At 70.3% G+C, this 16,398-nt stretch carries 10 protein-coding genes and 4 pseudogenes; 4 read left to right on the top strand and 10 right to left on the bottom strand.

Annotated features, from left to right (window positions below):
• Positions 1 to 338: 338 nt before the first annotated feature.
• From ACWCRJ_RS38405 to ACWCRJ_RS38385, 5 genes and pseudogenes are all read right to left on the bottom strand, one after another.
• Positions 339 to 2,024 carry a ribonuclease J gene (locus ACWCRJ_RS38405; RefSeq protein WP_450943640.1) on the bottom strand — a complete coding sequence of 562 codons (1,686 nt, stop codon included), beginning with the start codon at positions 2,022 to 2,024 and terminating at the stop codon, positions 339 to 341.
• A 148-nt stretch (positions 2,025 to 2,172) separates the two neighbouring features.
• On the bottom strand, positions 2,173 to 3,072 hold the full coding sequence (dapA, locus tag ACWCRJ_RS38400) for a 4-hydroxy-tetrahydrodipicolinate synthase (RefSeq protein WP_450943639.1): 900 nt from the start codon (positions 3,070 to 3,072) through the stop codon (positions 2,173 to 2,175).
• Between the two features lie 211 nt (positions 3,073 to 3,283).
• A pseudogene (gene thyX / locus ACWCRJ_RS38395) lies at positions 3,284 to 3,733 on the bottom strand (FAD-dependent thymidylate synthase); the annotation flags it as partial.
• A gap of 3 nt (positions 3,734 to 3,736) precedes the next feature.
• Positions 3,737 to 4,483: pseudogene (locus ACWCRJ_RS38390) on the bottom strand (HNH endonuclease); the annotation flags it as partial.
• A 159-nt stretch (positions 4,484 to 4,642) separates the two neighbouring features.
• Positions 4,643 to 4,933: pseudogene (locus ACWCRJ_RS38385) on the bottom strand (FAD-dependent thymidylate synthase); the annotation flags it as partial.
• Between the two features lie 209 nt (positions 4,934 to 5,142).
• On the opposite strand from ACWCRJ_RS38385, the gene ACWCRJ_RS38380 reads away from it, so the two are divergent.
• Positions 5,143 to 5,700, top strand: coding sequence for a hypothetical protein (locus ACWCRJ_RS38380; RefSeq protein ID WP_450943638.1), 558 nt, complete (start codon positions 5,143 to 5,145; stop codon positions 5,698 to 5,700).
• An 83-nt stretch (positions 5,701 to 5,783) separates the two neighbouring features.
• On the opposite strand, the gene ACWCRJ_RS38375 is transcribed toward ACWCRJ_RS38380, so the two are convergent.
• The 5 genes from ACWCRJ_RS38375 to rpsO all read right to left on the bottom strand — a co-directional run bounded on the left by ACWCRJ_RS38375 (position 5,784) and on the right by rpsO (position 11,327).
• The gene (locus tag ACWCRJ_RS38375) at positions 5,784 to 6,239 is read right to left on the bottom strand and encodes a tetratricopeptide repeat protein (RefSeq protein ID WP_319369368.1); all 456 of its coding nucleotides are present in this window, start codon (positions 6,237 to 6,239) and stop codon (positions 5,784 to 5,786) included.
• A 17-nt stretch (positions 6,240 to 6,256) separates the two neighbouring features.
• Positions 6,257 to 7,009 (bottom strand): 4-hydroxy-tetrahydrodipicolinate reductase, encoded by a 753-nt coding sequence (gene dapB / locus ACWCRJ_RS38370; protein ID WP_450943637.1) that lies wholly within the window; start codon positions 7,007 to 7,009, stop codon positions 6,257 to 6,259.
• 23 nt (positions 7,010 to 7,032) lie between these two features.
• Positions 7,033 to 8,412, bottom strand: coding sequence for a M16 family metallopeptidase (locus ACWCRJ_RS38365; RefSeq protein WP_450943636.1), 1,380 nt, complete (start codon positions 8,410 to 8,412; stop codon positions 7,033 to 7,035).
• Positions 8,409 to 10,628, bottom strand: coding sequence for a polyribonucleotide nucleotidyltransferase (locus tag ACWCRJ_RS38360; protein ID WP_383896140.1), 2,220 nt, complete (start codon positions 10,626 to 10,628; stop codon positions 8,409 to 8,411). The genes ACWCRJ_RS38365 and ACWCRJ_RS38360 overlap by 4 nt, the downstream gene beginning before the upstream one ends.
• Positions 10,629 to 11,039: 411 nt before the next feature.
• Positions 11,040 to 11,327: a 30S ribosomal protein S15 gene (gene rpsO / locus ACWCRJ_RS38355; protein WP_005479656.1), complete on the bottom strand. Its 288-nt coding sequence runs from the start codon at positions 11,325 to 11,327 to the stop codon at positions 11,040 to 11,042.
• A 518-nt stretch (positions 11,328 to 11,845) separates the two neighbouring features.
• On the opposite strand from rpsO, the gene ACWCRJ_RS38350 reads away from it, so the two are divergent.
• The 3 genes and pseudogenes from ACWCRJ_RS38350 to ACWCRJ_RS38340 all read left to right on the top strand — a co-directional run bounded on the left by ACWCRJ_RS38350 (position 11,846) and on the right by ACWCRJ_RS38340 (position 16,318).
• On the top strand, positions 11,846 to 12,139 hold the full coding sequence (locus tag ACWCRJ_RS38350) for a DUF397 domain-containing protein (RefSeq protein WP_450943635.1): 294 nt from the start codon (positions 11,846 to 11,848) through the stop codon (positions 12,137 to 12,139).
• 480 nt (positions 12,140 to 12,619) lie between these two features.
• Positions 12,620 to 12,748 (top strand): annotated as a pseudogene (locus ACWCRJ_RS38345) (SCO5717 family growth-regulating ATPase); the annotation flags it as partial.
• 960 nt (positions 12,749 to 13,708) lie between these two features.
• The gene (locus ACWCRJ_RS38340) at positions 13,709 to 16,318 is read left to right on the top strand and encodes a nucleotide-binding protein (RefSeq protein ID WP_450943642.1); all 2,610 of its coding nucleotides are present in this window, start codon (positions 13,709 to 13,711) and stop codon (positions 16,316 to 16,318) included.
• The last annotated feature ends 80 nt before the right edge of the window (positions 16,319 to 16,398 follow it).

Raw genomic sequence — 16,398 nt, 5'->3', positions numbered from 1 at the left:
CTGTTGAGTTCTCAAGGAACGGACGCTTCCTTTGTACTCACCCAAGCTACTCTCGGGCTTTCCTCCGGGCAGTTTCCCTTCGGTCTTGCGTTTCCGACTCTATCAGACCGTTTCCGGTTCCGATTTCCTCGGTGCTTTCCAGGTTTCCGCTTTCGCGTTTCCCTTTCCGGCGACTCCGACTTTATCAGAAGTTCTGAGTCGGAATTTCCGCCCGGTCCGGGTGGCTCCTGACGCTCAGTTGCGTCGGGTTCCCCCTGGGCGGAGCCGTAAACGTACTGGAGCGGGGCGCCCCGATGCAAATCGAGGGGCCCCGCTCCTGAGGAGGCACTGACGGTGGGTCAGACCTCAACCACCACAGGCAGGATCATCGGCCGGCGCCGGTAGGTGTCGGAGACCCACTTGCCGAGGGTGCGGCGGATGAGCTGTTGCAGCTGGTGGGGTTCGACGACCCCGTCCTGCGCCGACCTCTCCAGGACTTCCGTGATCTTCGGGGCGACCGCGCTGAAGGCGGAGTCCTCGATGCCGGAACCGCGAGCCTGGATGTGCGGACCGCCGGTGATCTTGCCGGTGGAGGAGTCCACGACGACGAAGACGGAGATGATGCCCTCGTCGCCCAGGATCCTCCGGTCCTTCAGGGCAGGTTCGCCCACGTCGCCGACCGAGAGGCCGTCGACGTACACGTAGCCGGCCTGGACCTTGCCCGAGATCCTGGCCTTGCCCTCGATGAGGTCGACGACCACGCCGTCCTCGGCGATGACGATGCGGTCGTGCGGGACGCCTGTCAGGGCGCCCAGTTCGGCGTTGGCGCGCAGGTGCCGCCATTCGCCGTGCACCGGCATCAGGTTCTTCGGGCGGCAGATGTTGTAGAAGTACAGCAACTCACCGGCCGAGGCGTGTCCGGAGACATGGACCTTGGCGTTGCCCTTGTGGACGACGTTGGCGCCCCAGCGGGTCAGGCCGTTGATGACGCGGTAGACCGCGTTCTCGTTGCCGGGAATCAGGGACGAGGCCAGGATCACCGTGTCGCCCTGGACGATACGGATCTGGTGGTCCCGGTTGGCCATGCGGGACAGGGCGGCCATCGGCTCGCCCTGCGAACCGGTGCACACGAGGACGATCTCGTGGTCCGGCAGGTCGTCGAGCGTCTTGACGTCCACGACCAGGCCCGGCGGCACCTTCAGATAGCCGAGGTCCCTGGCGATGCCCATGTTGCGGACCATCGAGCGGCCGACGAAGGCGACCCTGCGGCCGTACTCGTGGGCGGCGTCGAGGATCTGCTGGATGCGGTGGATGTGGCTGGCGAAGCTGGCCACGATGATCCGCTTGCCGGCGCCCGCGAAGACCTGACGCAGGACGTTGGAGATGTCGCGCTCGGGCGGAACGAAACCCGGGACCTCGGCGTTCGTGGAATCGGAGAGAAGGAGATCGATGCCCTCCTCGCTCAGCCGTGCGAACGCGTGGAGATCTGTCAGGCGGTTGTCCAGCGGGAGCTGGTCCATCTTGAAGTCGCCCGTGTGGACGACCATGCCCGCGGGCGTGCGGATGGCCACGGCCAGGGCGTCCGGGATGGAGTGGTTGACCGCGACGAACTCGCAGTCGAAGGGACCGATGCGCTCGCGGTTCCCCTCGGTCACCTCAAGGGTGTACGGGCGGATGCGGTGCTCCTGGAGCTTGGCCTCGATGAGCGCGAGGGTCAGCTTGGAGCCGATCAGCGGGATGTCGGGCTTCTCGCGGAGCAGGTACGGGACCGCTCCGATGTGGTCCTCGTGACCGTGCGTGAGGACGATGCCCTCGATGTCGTCGAGGCGGTCCCTGACGGACGAGAAGTCCGGCAGGATCAGGTCGATTCCGGGCTGCTCCTCCTCGGGGAAGAGCACCCCGCAGTCCACGATCAGCAGCCGGCCGCCGTATTCGAAGACGGTCATGTTCCGGCCGATCTCGCCGAGGCCTCCCAGTGGGGTGACCCGCAGGCCACCCTCCGGGAGCGGGGGCGGTGGGCCGAGTTCAGGATGCGGATGACTCAAAAGACTCTCCTCACCATGCGCGCCACGTACCCGGGGCACATGGCGCGCATGACGTTCGTGCAAATGCAGTTGTGGATGGGGACGCAGGCGCTTTCGTCCTGCCTATTCAGTTGTGAAGTCTGGTCGGCGCGTCGTGCGAAGTCCGTTGTCAGAGCTGTACCCCGCCGGCACCAAGATCGATCTTGAGCTGGGCGGTCTCCTCGGGCGAAAGCTCGACCATGGGGGCGCGCAGTGGTCCGGACGGCAGACCCTGGAGGGCGAGCGCCGCCTTGGTGGTCATCACGCCCTGGGTGCGGAACATGCCGGTGAAGACCGGGAGCAGCTTCTGGTGGATCTCGGTGGCCTTCTGGACGTCACCGGAGACGTACGCGTCGACGAGGGCGCGCAGCTCGGGGGTGACGACGTGGCCGACGACCGAGACGAAGCCGACCGCGCCCACGGAGAGCAGCGGGAGGTTCAGCATGTCGTCGCCGGAGTACCAGGCGAGACCGGAGCGGGCGATGGCCCAGCTGGCGCGGCCGAGGTCGCCCTTGGCGTCCTTGTTGGCGACGATGCGCGGGTGCTCGGCGAGTCGGACGATCGTCTCGGTGTCGATCGGGACGCCGCTGCGGCCGGGGATGTCGTACAGCATCACCGGCAGCTCGGCGGCGTCGGCGATCGCCTTGAAGTGGCGGTACAGGCCCTCCTGCGGGGGCTTGTTGTAGTACGGCGTGACGACGAGGAGGCCGTGGGCGCCGGTCTTCTCGGCGGCGCGGGCCAGCTCGATGCTGTGGTGGGTGTCGTTGGTGCCGACGCCGGCGATGATGTGGGCGCGGTCGCCGACGGCTTCGAGGACGGCTCGTACCAGGTCCGATTTCTCCGCGTCACCGGTGGTGGGGGACTCGCCGGTGGTGCCGTTGATGACCAGGCCGTCGTTGCCTGCGTCCACCAGGTGGGTGGCGAGCCGCTGCGCGCCGTCGAGGTCGAGTGCGCCGTCCGCCGTGAAGGGCGTGACCATGGCGGTGAGGACCCGCCCGAAGGGGGTCTGCGGAGTCGAGGTCGGAGCCATGGGTAACACGCTACTCGCTGCTCAGGGCACGGTCTGCCCTCGGGGGGCGGGAAAAGTCAGGACAAATGCGGAGCCCGGCACTGCCTGCTCGGGGGTTCAAGCAGTGCCGGGTCCGTTTGATCAGGCTAGATGAACTTCTCGAAATGCCGCAATACGGACACTTCGCTCGGCTGACCCGTACATCTGTGCCTGGCCGAAACTCGACGGCCCGCTACGGCGCGACCCGGCCGTTCGCATTGAACGCGGCGTGTGTCAGCGGCATGAGCCGCGCCCACTCCGCCTCCATCCGCTCGCCCACCATCTCGATCTCCCGCTGGGGGAAGGACGGCACCTTCGCGAGCTCGTGCTGGGTGCGCAGACCGAGGAAGTGCATCAGCGAGCGGGCGTTGCAGGTGGCGTACATCGAGGAGAAGAGACCGACGGGCAGCACCGCGCGCGCGACCTCCCGGGCCACTCCGGCGGCGAGCATCTCCTGGTACGCCTCGTACGCGTGGACGTACGAGTCCTCCATGACCCGCCCGACCAGCTCCTGCTGCGCCTGCGTGCCCTCCACGAAGACGTACTTGCCGGGCCTGCCCTCCTGGACGAGCTTGCGGGCCTCGTCAGGAACGTAGAAGTGGGGCAGGAGTTCCCGATAGCGGCCCGACTCCTCGTTGTACGAATTGTGGACGACGATCCCGTTCGCGAGGAAGTTGTGCCAGGGGCCTTCCACGGAGAGGTCGTACGTCATCTCCTCGCCGTCCTGTTCGACGGCGACGATCCGGTCCGGAACGGCTTTGGCGATCTTGTCGTCTCGACGGGCCAGGGCCTGCTCGCCGGCACTCTTGATCGCATGGCACGGTTCACACGCGGGGGCGAGGTTCTTCTCGTCGAGGGCCCGGGACAGATCGCCCGCCACCGGAACCACGTGGTCCAGGGCGAGTTCCGCCCGGGGGAAATCCTGGCCACAGAGGTGGCAGGCGTCGATCTCCTTGATCAGCCGCTCTCGGTGCATGGAGGTCCACACGCCGATGCCGCGACGCAGGCTCGGCGGGACCAGTGCCTCCGACGGGCGGGGGACGGTTCCCGCCGCCATGACCGCGTCCCCGACGGCCAATTCCCCGGCCTTGCTCCAGCCCTCGGGCGTCAGCACCGCGTGATCGACCGTGCAGCGGAGCGTCTTCCCGGACTCGGTGGTGATCCTGATGAGCGGCTTCACCCCGGACTCGATGACGTCGACGATCCTGGCTCGCTGGGCCAGCAGCGTCTCCTCGTCGTAGCAGCGCACATGGTTGCGACGGACCGGTTCGAGCTTGCGGATACGGGTACTGGGGTGCAGTTCCCGGAATTCCGCCACGGCGGACTCGGCGGCCTCACGACTCTCGTACAGGCCGAGGTAGTGGTTCTTCTCGCCGCGCCGGACCTGCGCCATCCACTTCCCGGCCCGGCTGTGCCAGGTCACTCCACCGGCGGAATGCGGAAGGCGGTCCTCAACTCCGAGGTGCCAGAGCTTGTAGAGCTCCGCGATGGAGCGCCGCCTGAGATTGCCGGCCTCGCTCTCCAGCGTGATCTCTGTATCTCCGGCGACGCACCAGCCCACCCGGTGCCGCATGAACTCGCGGAAGACGAAGATCGGGGCGCTGATGAAGAAGGTCATCGAGTTGTGCTCGAAGGGGCTGCCGTGCCGGTCGCGCATCAGATAGTTGATGAGGCCCTTGGAGCGCTCGGGATCCTTCGTCAGCTCCTCCAGGGACTGTTCGCCGGCGGTGGAGACTCGGGCGGCCCACAACACGTCCGAGTCGGCCGCGCTGTGCTTCACCAGGTCGACGGTGACATCACTGCGGAAGCTGGGCTTGAGATCGTCGGCGGGGGTTTCTGACACGGCTCGGAGGGTCCTTCCCATGGCTGCTCTCGGGCGGCGCCCACTCTACGGCCCGGCATCGATGAGACGCCGAATGACATCGACGAGACGTCGGATGCCCCGACTTGTTCCCCTTGTGCCCCTGTTGGACCCCCGAAAGTGGTGGGCGGGGGCCCGGCTCGGTAGCCTCACCCGGCGAAAGCTGTGCGTGGATCGAGTGAGGACCAGCCGTGCCCCTGCCCTTCCTGACCGCCGACCGCGCCTTCGCCCACACGGTGGACGAGGCGCTGCCGTTCGAGGACCGCGACCGCTGGCGACGCCCCTACCGCCCCGGCCCCTGGCGGGTCGGCGCGGCCGCGCTCCTGCTGCTGCTCGCCTCGTACGTGCTGGCCGCGGCCGTCATCATCGCGGTGGCCGACACCCCGCAGGCCGGTGCGATCTGCTTCGGCGCGGCCCTGCTGGTCATCGGCTGCGCCCTGCGGCTGCTGCGGGTCGGCATCTGGGTGAGTGCGCGGGGAGTGCGTCAGGTGGGCTTCTTCCGCACGCGTACCGCGTCGTGGGAGGCCAGCGTCTCGGTGCGTACCGTGCAGCAGCCGGTGCGGTGGCTCGGGCTGCCCCGGTCCGTGCAGGGACAGGCGTTGCTCCTCGTCCGTACGGACCGGGTGCAGGAGTACGTGACGCCGCTGATGACCACGCACAACGCCGACTTCCTGGCGCGTACGGAGGCCTTCGACAAGGCGGCCGACACGATCGAGGCGTGGGCGGCGGAGTACGGGCGCGCCGCGTAATCGCACATACGACTGAGGGGCTGGTCCGCTGTGCGGATCGGCCCCTCAGTCGTACGCGACCGCGCCCGTGCGGGCGGCGGCAGTCAGGCGGTCGGTGCCGGTCTGCCGTCGTGGAGGGCGATCGCGCGCTGCATGGCCTTGCGGGCCCGGGGGGTGTCGCGGGCGTCGTGGTAGGCGACGGCGAGCCGGAACCAGGTGCGCCAGTCGTCGGGAGCGTCCTCGGTCTCCTCCTTGCGGCGCGCGAAGACCTCGTCGGCCGAGTCGCGGTCGATGCGGCCGCTCGGGGTCCGCTTCAACTCGTCGACGGGCAGGCCGCCTTCGGCGTCGAGTTCGGCGGCGAGCTGGTTGGCCCTGCGGACGAACTGGGTGTTCTTCCAGAGGAACCACAGGCCGATCCCCGGCAGGACGAGTACGGCGACACCGAAGGCGATCGTGATCGGTGTGCCGGTTTCGATGAGCAGGACCCCGCGGCTGCCGACCAGGACGAAGTAGACGACCAGGACGGCTGCCGTGACGGCGTAGGTGAGCTTCGCGCGCATGACGTCTCCCGGCCCGATCAGCCCAGGTCGAGGAAGTGTTCGAGGCCGAAGGTGAGGCCCGGGGTCGTCACCACGCGGCGGGCGCCGAGCAGGATGCCCGGCATGAAGCTGCTGTGGTGGAGGGAGTCGTGGCGGATGGTCAGGGTCTCGCCCTCGCCGCCGAGGAGGACCTCCTGGTGGGCCAGCAGGCCGCGCAGGCGGACGGAGTGGACGGGGACGCCGTCGACGTCCGCGCCGCGCGCGCCGTCCAAGGCCGTCTCCGTGGCGTCCGGTGCCTGGGCCGTGCCTGCCGCGCGCCGTGCCTCGGCGATGAGCTGGGCCGTGCGCGTGGCGGTGCCCGAGGGGGCGTCGACCTTCTTCGGGTGGTGCAGTTCGACGACCTCCACCGACTCGAAGTAGGGCGCGGCGATCTGCGCGAACTTCATGTTCAGGACGGCCCCGATGGAGAAGTTGGGCGCGATGAGCACGCCCGTCTCCGGGGACTTCGCCAGCCAGCCGCCCAGCTGCGCGAGGCGTTCGTCGGTCCAGCCCGTCGTCCCGACGACCGCGTGGATGCCGTGGCGCACGCAGAAGTCGAGGTTGTCCATGACCGAGGCGGGGGTGGTCAGTTCGACGGCGACCTGGGCGCCGGTCTCCGCCAGGGTCCGCAGCTCGTCGCCGCGGCTCAGGGCGGCGACCAGCTCCATGTCCTCGGCGGCCTCGACGGCCCGCACGGCCTCCGAACCGATACGGCCCCGGGCGCCGATGACCGCCACGCGCAGCTTGCTCATTGCTTGGTTCCTTAACTGGGGTGTCAGGCGACGGCTTCGTGGAGACGGGACGCCTGTTTGTCCTTGAGCGGGCCTATCACCGACAGGGAAGGCCGCCGGCCCAGAATCTCGCGGGCCACGGAGCGGATCTCGTCCGGGGTCACCATCGCGATGCGGGTCAGCATCTCGTCGACGGACATCTGCTCGCCCCAGCACAGCTCGCTCTTGCCGATGCGGTTCATGATCGCGCCGGTGTCCTCCAGGCCGAGGACCGTGGACCCGCGGAGCTGGCCGATGGCGCGCTCGATCTCGTCGTCGGGCAGCCCGTTCTCGGCGACCCGGTCGAGTTCGTCGCGGCAGATCTTCAGCACGTCGTGCACCTGGGACGGACGGCAGCCGGCGTAGACGCCGAAGAGGCCGCAGTCGGCGAAGCCGGACGTGTACGAGTACACGCTGTAGGCGAGGCCGCGCTTCTCCCGGACCTCCTGGAAGAGACGGGAGGACATGCCACCGCCGAGCGCGGTGTTGAGCACGCCGAGGGCCCAGCGACGCTCGTCGGTGCGGGCGAGGCCGGGCATGCCGAGGACGACGTGCGCCTGCTCCGTCTTGCGGCCGACCAGTTCGACCCGGCCGGCCGTACGCAGGCCGCGGCGGCCGTCGCGCGGGGCGATCGGGGTGGCGTCGGCGCGGGTGAGGGCGCCGGCGCTCTCGAAGGCCGCGCGGACCTGTCGAACGACCTTGCTGTGGTCGACGTTGCCCGCGCAGGCGACCACGAGGTGGGTCGGGTCGTAGTGCTTGCGGTAGAAGCGGCGGATGCGGTCGGCGGTGAGGGCGTTGACGGTGTCGACCGTGCCGAGGACCGGGCGGCCGAGGGGGGTGTCGCCGAACATGGTGTGCGCGAACAGGTCGTGCACGCAGTCGCCCGGGTCGTCCTCGGTCATCGCGATCTCTTCGAGGATGGCGCCGCGCTCCACGTCGACGTCCTCCTCGCGGATGAGCGAGCCGGTGAGCATGTCGCAGACCGTCTCGATGGCGAGCGGCAGGTCGGTGTCGAGCACGCGCGCGTAGTAGCACGTGTACTCCTTGGCCGTGAACGCGTTCATCTCGCCGCCGACCGCGTCGATCGCGGAGGAGATGTCGAGCGCGCTGCGGCGCGAGGTGCCCTTGAAGAGCAGGTGCTCCAGGTAGTGGGTGGCGCCGTTCAGCGCGGGCGACTCGTCGCGGGAGCCGACGTGCGCCCAGATGCCGAAGGTGGCGGAGCGCACGGACGGCAGGGTCTCGGTGACGATGCGCAGGCCGCCCGGGAGGGTGGTCTTGCGGACCGTGCCGATGCCGTCTCTGCCCTTGATCAGGGTTTGGGTACGGGCGACGGCCCGCGCCTCCGTGGAGGTGCGGGCCGTCGCCTGGGAGCTACGGGACGTCACTTGTCGCCGTCGTCCTTCTTGTCCTCGGAGCCCTCTTCGCCCTCGATCACGGGGATGAGGGAGAGCTTGCCGCGGGAGTCGATCTCGGCGATCTCGACCTGGACCTTGGAGCCCACGCCGACGACGTCCTCGACGTTCTCCACGCGCTTGCCGCCGGCGAGCTTGCGGATCTGCGAGATGTGCAGCAGACCGTCCTTGCCCGGGAGCAGCGACACGAACGCGCCGAAGGTCGTCGTCTTCACGACGGTGCCCAGGTAGCGCTCGCCGACCTCCGGCATGGTCGGGTTGGCGATGCCGTTGATCGTGGCGCGGGCGGCCTCGGCCTGCGAGCCCTGCTGGGCACCGATGTAGATGGTGCCGTCGTCCTCGATCGTGATCTCGGCGCCGGTGTCCTCCTGGATCTGGTTGATCATCTTGCCCTTGGGGCCGATGACCTCGCCGATCTTGTCCACGGGGATCTTGACGGTGATGATCCGCGGGGCGTTGGGGGACATCTCGTCCGGCGTGTCGATCGCTTCCATCATCACGTCGAGGATGTGGAGGCGGGCGTCACGGGCCTGCTTGAGGGCGGCGGCCAGGACGGAGGCGGGGATGCCGTCCAGCTTGGTGTCGAGCTGGAGGGCGGTGACGAACTCCTTGGTGCCGGCGACCTTGAAGTCCATGTCGCCGAAGGCGTCCTCCGCACCGAGGATGTCGGTGAGGGCGACGTAGTGCGTCTCGCCGTTGATCTCCTGGGAGATCAGGCCCATGGCGATACCGGCGACGGGGGCCTTGAGGGGCACACCGGCGTTCAGCAGCGACATGGTGGAGGCGCAGACCGAGCCCATGGACGTCGAGCCGTTGGAGCCGAGGGCCTCGGACACCTGACGGATCGCGTAGGGGAACTCCTCGCGCGTCGGCAGCACCGGCACGATGGCGCGCTCGGCGAGGGCGCCGTGGCCGATCTCGCGGCGCTTGGGGGAGCCGACGCGGCCGGTCTCGCCGACGGAGTACGGCGGGAAGTTGTAGTTGTGCATGTAGCGCTTGCGGGTCACCGGGGAGAGGGTGTCCAGCTGCTGCTCCATCCGGAGCATGTTGAGGGTGGTGACGCCCAGGATCTGGGTCTCGCCACGCTCGAACAGCGCCGAGCCGTGCACGCGCGGGATGGCCTCGACCTCGGCGGCCAGCGTACGGATGTCCGTGACGCCGCGGCCGTCGATGCGGACCTTGTCCTTGATGACGCGCTCACGGACCAGGGACTTGGTCAGCGAGCGGTACGCGGCGGAGATCTCCTTCTCGCGACCCTCGAACTGCGGGAGCAGCTTCTCGGCGGCCAGACCCTTGACGCGGTCCAGCTCGGCCTCGCGCTCCTGCTTGCCCGCGATGGTGAGGGCCTGCGTCAGCTCGTCCTTGACCGCGGCGGTGAGCGCCTCCAGGACGTCGTCCTGGTAGTCGAGGAAGACCGGGAACTCGCCGGTGGGCTTGGCGGCCTTCGACGCGAGGTCGGCCTGGGCCTTGCAGAGCACCTTGATGAAGGGCTTCGCGGCGTCCAGACCGGCGGCGACGACCTCCTCGGTCGGCGCCTCGGCGCCGCCCTGGACCAGCTGGATCGTCTTCTCGGTGGCCTCGGCCTCGACCATCATGATCGCGACGTCGCCGTCCTCCAGGACGCGGCCCGCGACGACCATGTCGAAGACGGCGTCCTCGAGCTCGGTGTGCGTCGGGAAGGCCACCCACTGGTTGTTGATCAGCGCGACGCGGACGCCGCCGATCGGACCGGAGAAGGGCAGACCGGCCAGCTGCGTGGACGCGGACGCGGCGTTGATCGCGACGACGTCGTACAGGTGGTCGGGGTTGAGCGCCATGATCGTGGCGACGACCTGGATCTCGTTGCGCAGGCCCTTCTTGAAGGAGGGGCGCAGCGGGCGGTCGATCAGCCGACAGGTGAGGATGGCGTCCTCGGAGGGACGGCCCTCACGGCGGAAGAAGCTGCCGGGGATCTTGCCGGCGGCGTACATCCGCTCCTCGACGTCCACCGTGAGGGGGAAGAAGTCGAGCTGGTCCTTGGGGTTCTTGGAAGCCGTGGTGGCCGACAGCACCATGGTGTCGTCGTCCAGGTAGGCCACGGCGGAGCCGGCGGCCTGGCGGGCCAGACGGCCCGTCTCGAAACGGATGGTGCGGGTGCCGAAGGAGCCGTTGTCGATGACGGCCTCGGCGTAGTGGGTCTCGTTCTCCACTAGCAAATTCTCCGATACTTTTCGTCTTTCGTCCCTGGGCCTGCCCGTGTGGCAGGGGGACGGTGGCGGAGAAGCGCGCCGTCTGGTGCGGGCCGGTCTTCGATCGAAGCCCTCGGGGTTCGCAATCTCCCGGGGGCCACTACCGAGGACCGGCGGCGGCGAGGTGCGCTTCTCCTCGTTCGTGTGCGTGCGGCAGCCCTCCGGGCGCCTCACGCTGTGTCGTGCCTCTTGCGTTGTGCTACCACACTACAAAGGGGTGGTGACACTCCGCACGTTTCCGCCCGTACGTCCCGCGTGCGTCGGGGCCGCGCGCCCCCTGCCGACGGGGTCGGCGGGGCCGGCGGAGTTCCGGTGTGTACAGCAAAGGGAGCGGTCCCCCGATCTCCCGGGAACCGCTCCCCTCACGGCGTCCTACTTGGCGCCCGCCGCACCGCGGCGGATGCCGAGGCGGTCGACCAGCGCACGGAAGCGCTGGATGTCCTTCTTGGCGAGGTACTGCAGCAGACGGCGACGCTGACCGACCAGGATCAGCAGACCACGGCGGGAGTGGTGGTCGTGCTTGTGGGTCTTGAGGTGCTCGGTCAGGTCCGAGATGCGGCGGGAGAGCATCGCGACCTGGACCTCGGGGGAGCCGGTGTCGCCCTCCTTGGTACCGAACTCGGTGATGATCTGCTTCTTCGTAGCGGCGTCGAGCGACACGCGATACTCCTCATGAGTCTCGTTGATGCCATCGAGTGCCCCTGGTCTGCGTCTCAGGGGGGCTTCTGTGACTCGGGTGGCGGGGGTCCGCTGGGGGCTACCTCCGAGTCCGGGGGTGCGCACACAAACGGCCACGGGACAGAGTACCAGCTTGGAGGGGTACGTCCGACCGGGGGCGGGTGACCGACAAGGTGCCGACCGACCGGGGGCCGCCCCGTCCCGGGTCGTCTTCCGCGAGGAGCGCCGACCGTCGTGGCCGCCGTATCCCGCCCCCGGCCCCAGCCCTCGGTGCTCCCTCGTGGGGGTGACGCCGGTGACGTGAGGGAGAAACCTTTACCCCGAAGGGGCGGGCGGGAAGCGGCCGGGCCGTGGACCACGCTGTCGCCGACGGGCGGGGTGCGGACATCGGCAAACCCCTGACCAGCGCGAACGAGGACAAGTAGGGTGACCTGACAGCTTGTTGACACGAAGCTCGTTGACACGAAGCTCGTTGGCACGGACGAAGGGACCCAGCCGCGATGGCCGAGGCCGAGGACAAGGAACTCAAGGCGCGCAAGGAGCGGGAGAAGGACGAGCTGTACGCCCTCGACATCTCCGGCGTCGAGTGGCACAGCGCGCCGGGGACCGAGGATCAGCAGGAGCGGGTCGAGATCGCCTACCTCCCGGAGGGTGCCGTGGCCATGAGGTCCTCGCTCGACCCCGACACCGTGCTGCGGTACACGGAGGGAGAGTGGCGGGCGTTCGTACTGGGGGCACGGGACGGGGAGTTCGATCTGGAGCCGGCACCGGGGGACGGGACACCGGCTGCGTAGAGGGCGGGGCGCGGGCGCGAGGCGCGGACCGGGCGCAGGGGTGGGGAGCCGGGGTCGGCTGCCCGCCCCTCTTGTTTTGCGTCGGTCCACTTGTCGTTCTGCGTCGGTCCTCTTGTTCGTGTCGGTCCTCTTGTTCTGTGTGGGCCCTCGCCTTGTGGGTCCTGTGTGCGCGGGGAGACCGCACCGGCGGTGGGGACAAGTCGGGCGCACGAAGATCCAGTCTGGGCAGCATGCCCAAGTTGCTCCCCTTTCAGGCCGCTTGGGCGCTTCGGGTGAGCCGGTCGGGAGAGACGGGCCTGCCGGGCCCGCGCTCCTGATGATTAGGCTGGGGTGCAGCACGTCGCGAGTTGCCCGCACGCGGGTGGTACGGGCTGTGTGACTTGGCCCGGGGCCCGAGGGGGGATCAGCCCGGCGACATCAGACGACAGGAACGGTCGCCCCAGCACGGCATGAGGGTGCTCGACCACACCAGGAGGAATTGTGAGCAGCGATCGGGACGGGATGCGCGGGGGCTGGGCCACACCCGACGATGACCAGCCCGACGCGGAGTCCGCCATCGAGATGACGGGCGAGTTCACCATCGACTACGCGCCCCCTGCCTGGTACACGCAGAACACCTCTCCGGGAGGGGCCGGTGCGGAACCGGGTGCGGGTGCTGACACGAGTGCGGGGGCGGGTACGGGTGCGGGCGTTCCTCCGGTCGCCGGTTCCGTGAGGCCGCCGATCGGGCTGCCGTTCGCGCCGCCCGTCGGTGCTCCTCTCGACATGTCCGGTGTGCCCGGTTCGTATCCGCCTCCCTGGCCTCCGACGGCCGCCGCACCCGCGCCCGTGGCCGGCGCCGAGGGTGAGGGCCACGGGGACATCGAGAGCGGGGCGACCATGCGGATCTCCGCTGCCGCGATGAAGCGCGAGATCGGGGATGGTGCTGCCGCCGAGGGTGCCTCCGGAGCGGGTGCGGGTGCGACTTCCGGTGCGGGCTCTGACGCGGGTGCCGCCCGTGGTGCTGCGAGTGCTGGTGACTTCGAGTTGAACGCGCCGCAGGTGGCGGGCGGGGAGTCGGCGAACGCCGCGCGCTCCGACGCCGGGGTTTCTGGCTCCGGGGACGTGACGACAGCCGGTACGGCCGCGGAGGCACCGCCTCAGGGTGCGGAGGGTGCCGGTGCCGACGCGGCTGCCGGTGCCAACGCTGTCCCCCAGCCCGCCGAGGCCGTGGTGTCGTCCGGCGCGGGCCAGGACGCTCAGGGCGGAGAGGGCCAGGACGCTCAGGCCAAAGAGGGCGAGGTCAGCGACGGCGGTGTGGTCGCCGAGGGGTCGGCCGGTGCGGATGCGTCCGGCGAGGCCGGTGCCGTAGAGGCCGGTGCCGCTCAGGCCGGTGCCGCTCAGGCCGGTGCCGCTCAGGCCGGTGCCGCTCAGGCCGGTGTCGCTCAGGCCGGTGTCGCTCAGGCCGGTGTCGCTCAGGCCGGTGTCGCTCAGGCCGGTGGCCCCGAGGGCGCGTCGGCCGACGGTGCCGAGCGGCAGGATGTCGTCTCCGGCGAGGCCGAGCCGGGTGCGGTCGCCCAACAGGATGCCGTGGCCGAGAGTTCTGTCCCGCGGAATTCCGTGCCGCATGAGGCACCGGCTGAGGGCCCCGCACCGCAGGCCGCCGTTGCGCAGGACCTCGCCCCGCAGAACTCCGGTCCGCATGGCGCCGTTCCTGCCGAGCCCGTCGACGGCGCCCCCGGCACCGCCGAGCCCCAGGACACGGCGCCGCAGACCGTAGAGCCCCCGACCGCCGCGCCTCAGCCGGCCGCGCCCCAGGACGCCGTGCCCGCTCCGGGCGCCCCCGGTGGCGTACCGCAGACGCCTCCCGCCTGGACGCCTCCGGCGCAGCAGGGTGCGCTTCCACCGTTGCCGCCCGCGTACCAACTGGCCACGCCGCCGGCGCCTGCCGCGGGAGCACAGTGGCCGCCGGTTGCGCCGACGGCACCGGTGCATCCCGAGGTGCCGAACCAGCAGCCCGCGGCCGCGCAGGGCGAGCAGCCGGTGCCGCCGCCCCAGCAGCAGCCGTTCCCCCCGCAGGCCCCCCAGGGTGCGCCTGCCGCCTGGGGCAACCCGGTCGACGTCACGCCCGGTGCCTCTGGTGGGCCCAGTGCACCTGCCACGCCCGGTGCGCCGGTCACCCCCGGGGCCCCTGTGCCAACCGGCGCGCCCGGCACCACTGGCACCCCCGGCGCCCCCGCATCACCCGGCGCTCCCACCGCCCCCGGCGCACCGGTCACCCCCGGCGCACCCCTGCCCCCCGCCCCACCGCACGCCTCCGCGACGCCCGTCATCCCGGCCCCGGCACCCGCGCCCGACCAGCAGCCGACGGCACCCCAGGCACCCCACGCCCCGCCCCCCGCCGGTTACGGCTTCCCGCAGCCCGCTGCGCCCGTACCCCCGCAGGCGCCCCTCCCCCGGCAGGCCGGCTACGGCTTCCCCCAGCCCCCGGCCCAGCCCGGACACCCCGAACAGCCCGCCCCTCAGCCCGGCTACGGCTTCCCGCCCGGCGCCCCGGCCCAGCCCGAGCAGCCCGGCACCCCCGCGCCCACCCCGCCTCCGGCACAGCCGGCCCCTGGTTACGGCTTCCCGCAGCCCGGTGCGCCCGTACCCCCGCACGCGCCCCTCCCCCAGCAGGCCGGCTACGGCTTCCCGCAGCCCCCGGTTCAGCCCGGACACCCCGAACAGCCCGCCCCTCAGCCCGGCTACGGCTTCCCGCCCGGCGCCCCGGCGCCTCAGGGTCCGCCCAACTCCCCTGCTCCCCCGGGCGGTTACGGCTTCCCCCAGCCCCCGGCCCAGCCCGGACACCCGGAGCACACGGGCCAGCCCGGCCAGCCCGGGGGGCACCCGTATCCCACAGCGCCCACCGCTCCCACCGCCCCCGTGGACCCTCGTACAGGCGCGGCCTGGCCGCAGCCCGTGCAGCATGATCAGCGGCAGCCCACCAACCCCGGTGTGGCGCCGCTCGGTTACACGGCCGCGGTGGAGTTGTCGTCCGACCGGCTGCTGAACAGCAAGAAGCAGAAGACGAAGAGCAGCCGTCCGGCGTCCGGGGGCGGGCGGTTCAGGCTGGGGGGCAAGAAGGAGGAGGCCGAGCGGCAGCGGAAGTTGGAGCTGATCAGGACGCCGGTGCTGTCCTGCTACCGCATCGCGGTCATCAGCCTCAAGGGCGGTGTCGGCAAGACGACGACCACCACGGCCCTCGGCTCGACACTCGCCACGGAGCGGCAGGACAAGATCCTCGCGATCGACGCCAACCCGGACGCCGGAACGCTCGGCCGTCGCGTGCGGCGCGAGACCGGGGCGACCATCCGTGACCTCGTCCAGGCGATCCCGTACCTCAACTCGTACATGGACATCCGGCGGTTCACCTCGCAGGCGGCCTCGGGGCTGGAGATCATCGCCAACGACGTGGACCCCGCCGTCTCCACGACGTTCAACGACGAGGACTACCGGCGCGCGATCGACATCCTCGGCAAGCAGTACCCGATCATCCTCACCGACTCCGGCACCGGCCTGCTCTACAGCGCCATGCGCGGGGTGCTCGACCTCGCCGACCAGCTCATCATCATCTCGACGCCGTCCGTGGACGGGGCGAGCAGCGCCAGTACGACGCTGGACTGGCTGTCCGCGCACGGGTACCAGGACCTGGTTGCCCGTTCCCTCACGGTCATCTCGGGGGTGCGCGAGACCGGCAAGATGATCAAGGTGGACGACATCGTCTCCCACTTCGAGACGCGCTGCCGGGGTGTCGTCGTCGTGCCCTTCGACGAACACCTCTCGGCCGGCGCCGAGTTGGACCTCGACATGATGCGGCCGAAGGTGCGGGAGGCGTACTTCACGCTCGCCGCGATGGTCGCCGAGGACATCGCCAGGCACCAGCAGTCGCACGGCCTGTGGACTTCGGACGGCAACCCGCCGCCGGTGGTCGCCCCGCCTCTGCCCGGCCAGCAGATCCCCGGTCAGCAGCCGTATCCGCAGCAGCAGGGCCAGCCGTACCCCGGCCAGCCCTACCCGGGTCAGCCGGCCCCCGGCCAGGCCCCCGCCCCGCAGCCCTATGGTCACCCCGGCCAGCCGGCTCCCGGACAGCCCTACCCACCGCAGCACCCGCAGCACCCGCAGCCGGGCCAGTCCTACCCGCCGGCTCCGCCTCAGCAGTAAGAGGCGGCGGCAGGCATCGGGAAGACGAGCAGAGGGCCCGTACCGTTCACGGATCGTGAACGGTACGGGCCCTGTGTCGG

This window comes from Streptomyces sp. NPDC002324, from assembly GCF_053593335.1.
This window is presented reverse-complemented; position numbering and strand designations above follow the sequence as displayed.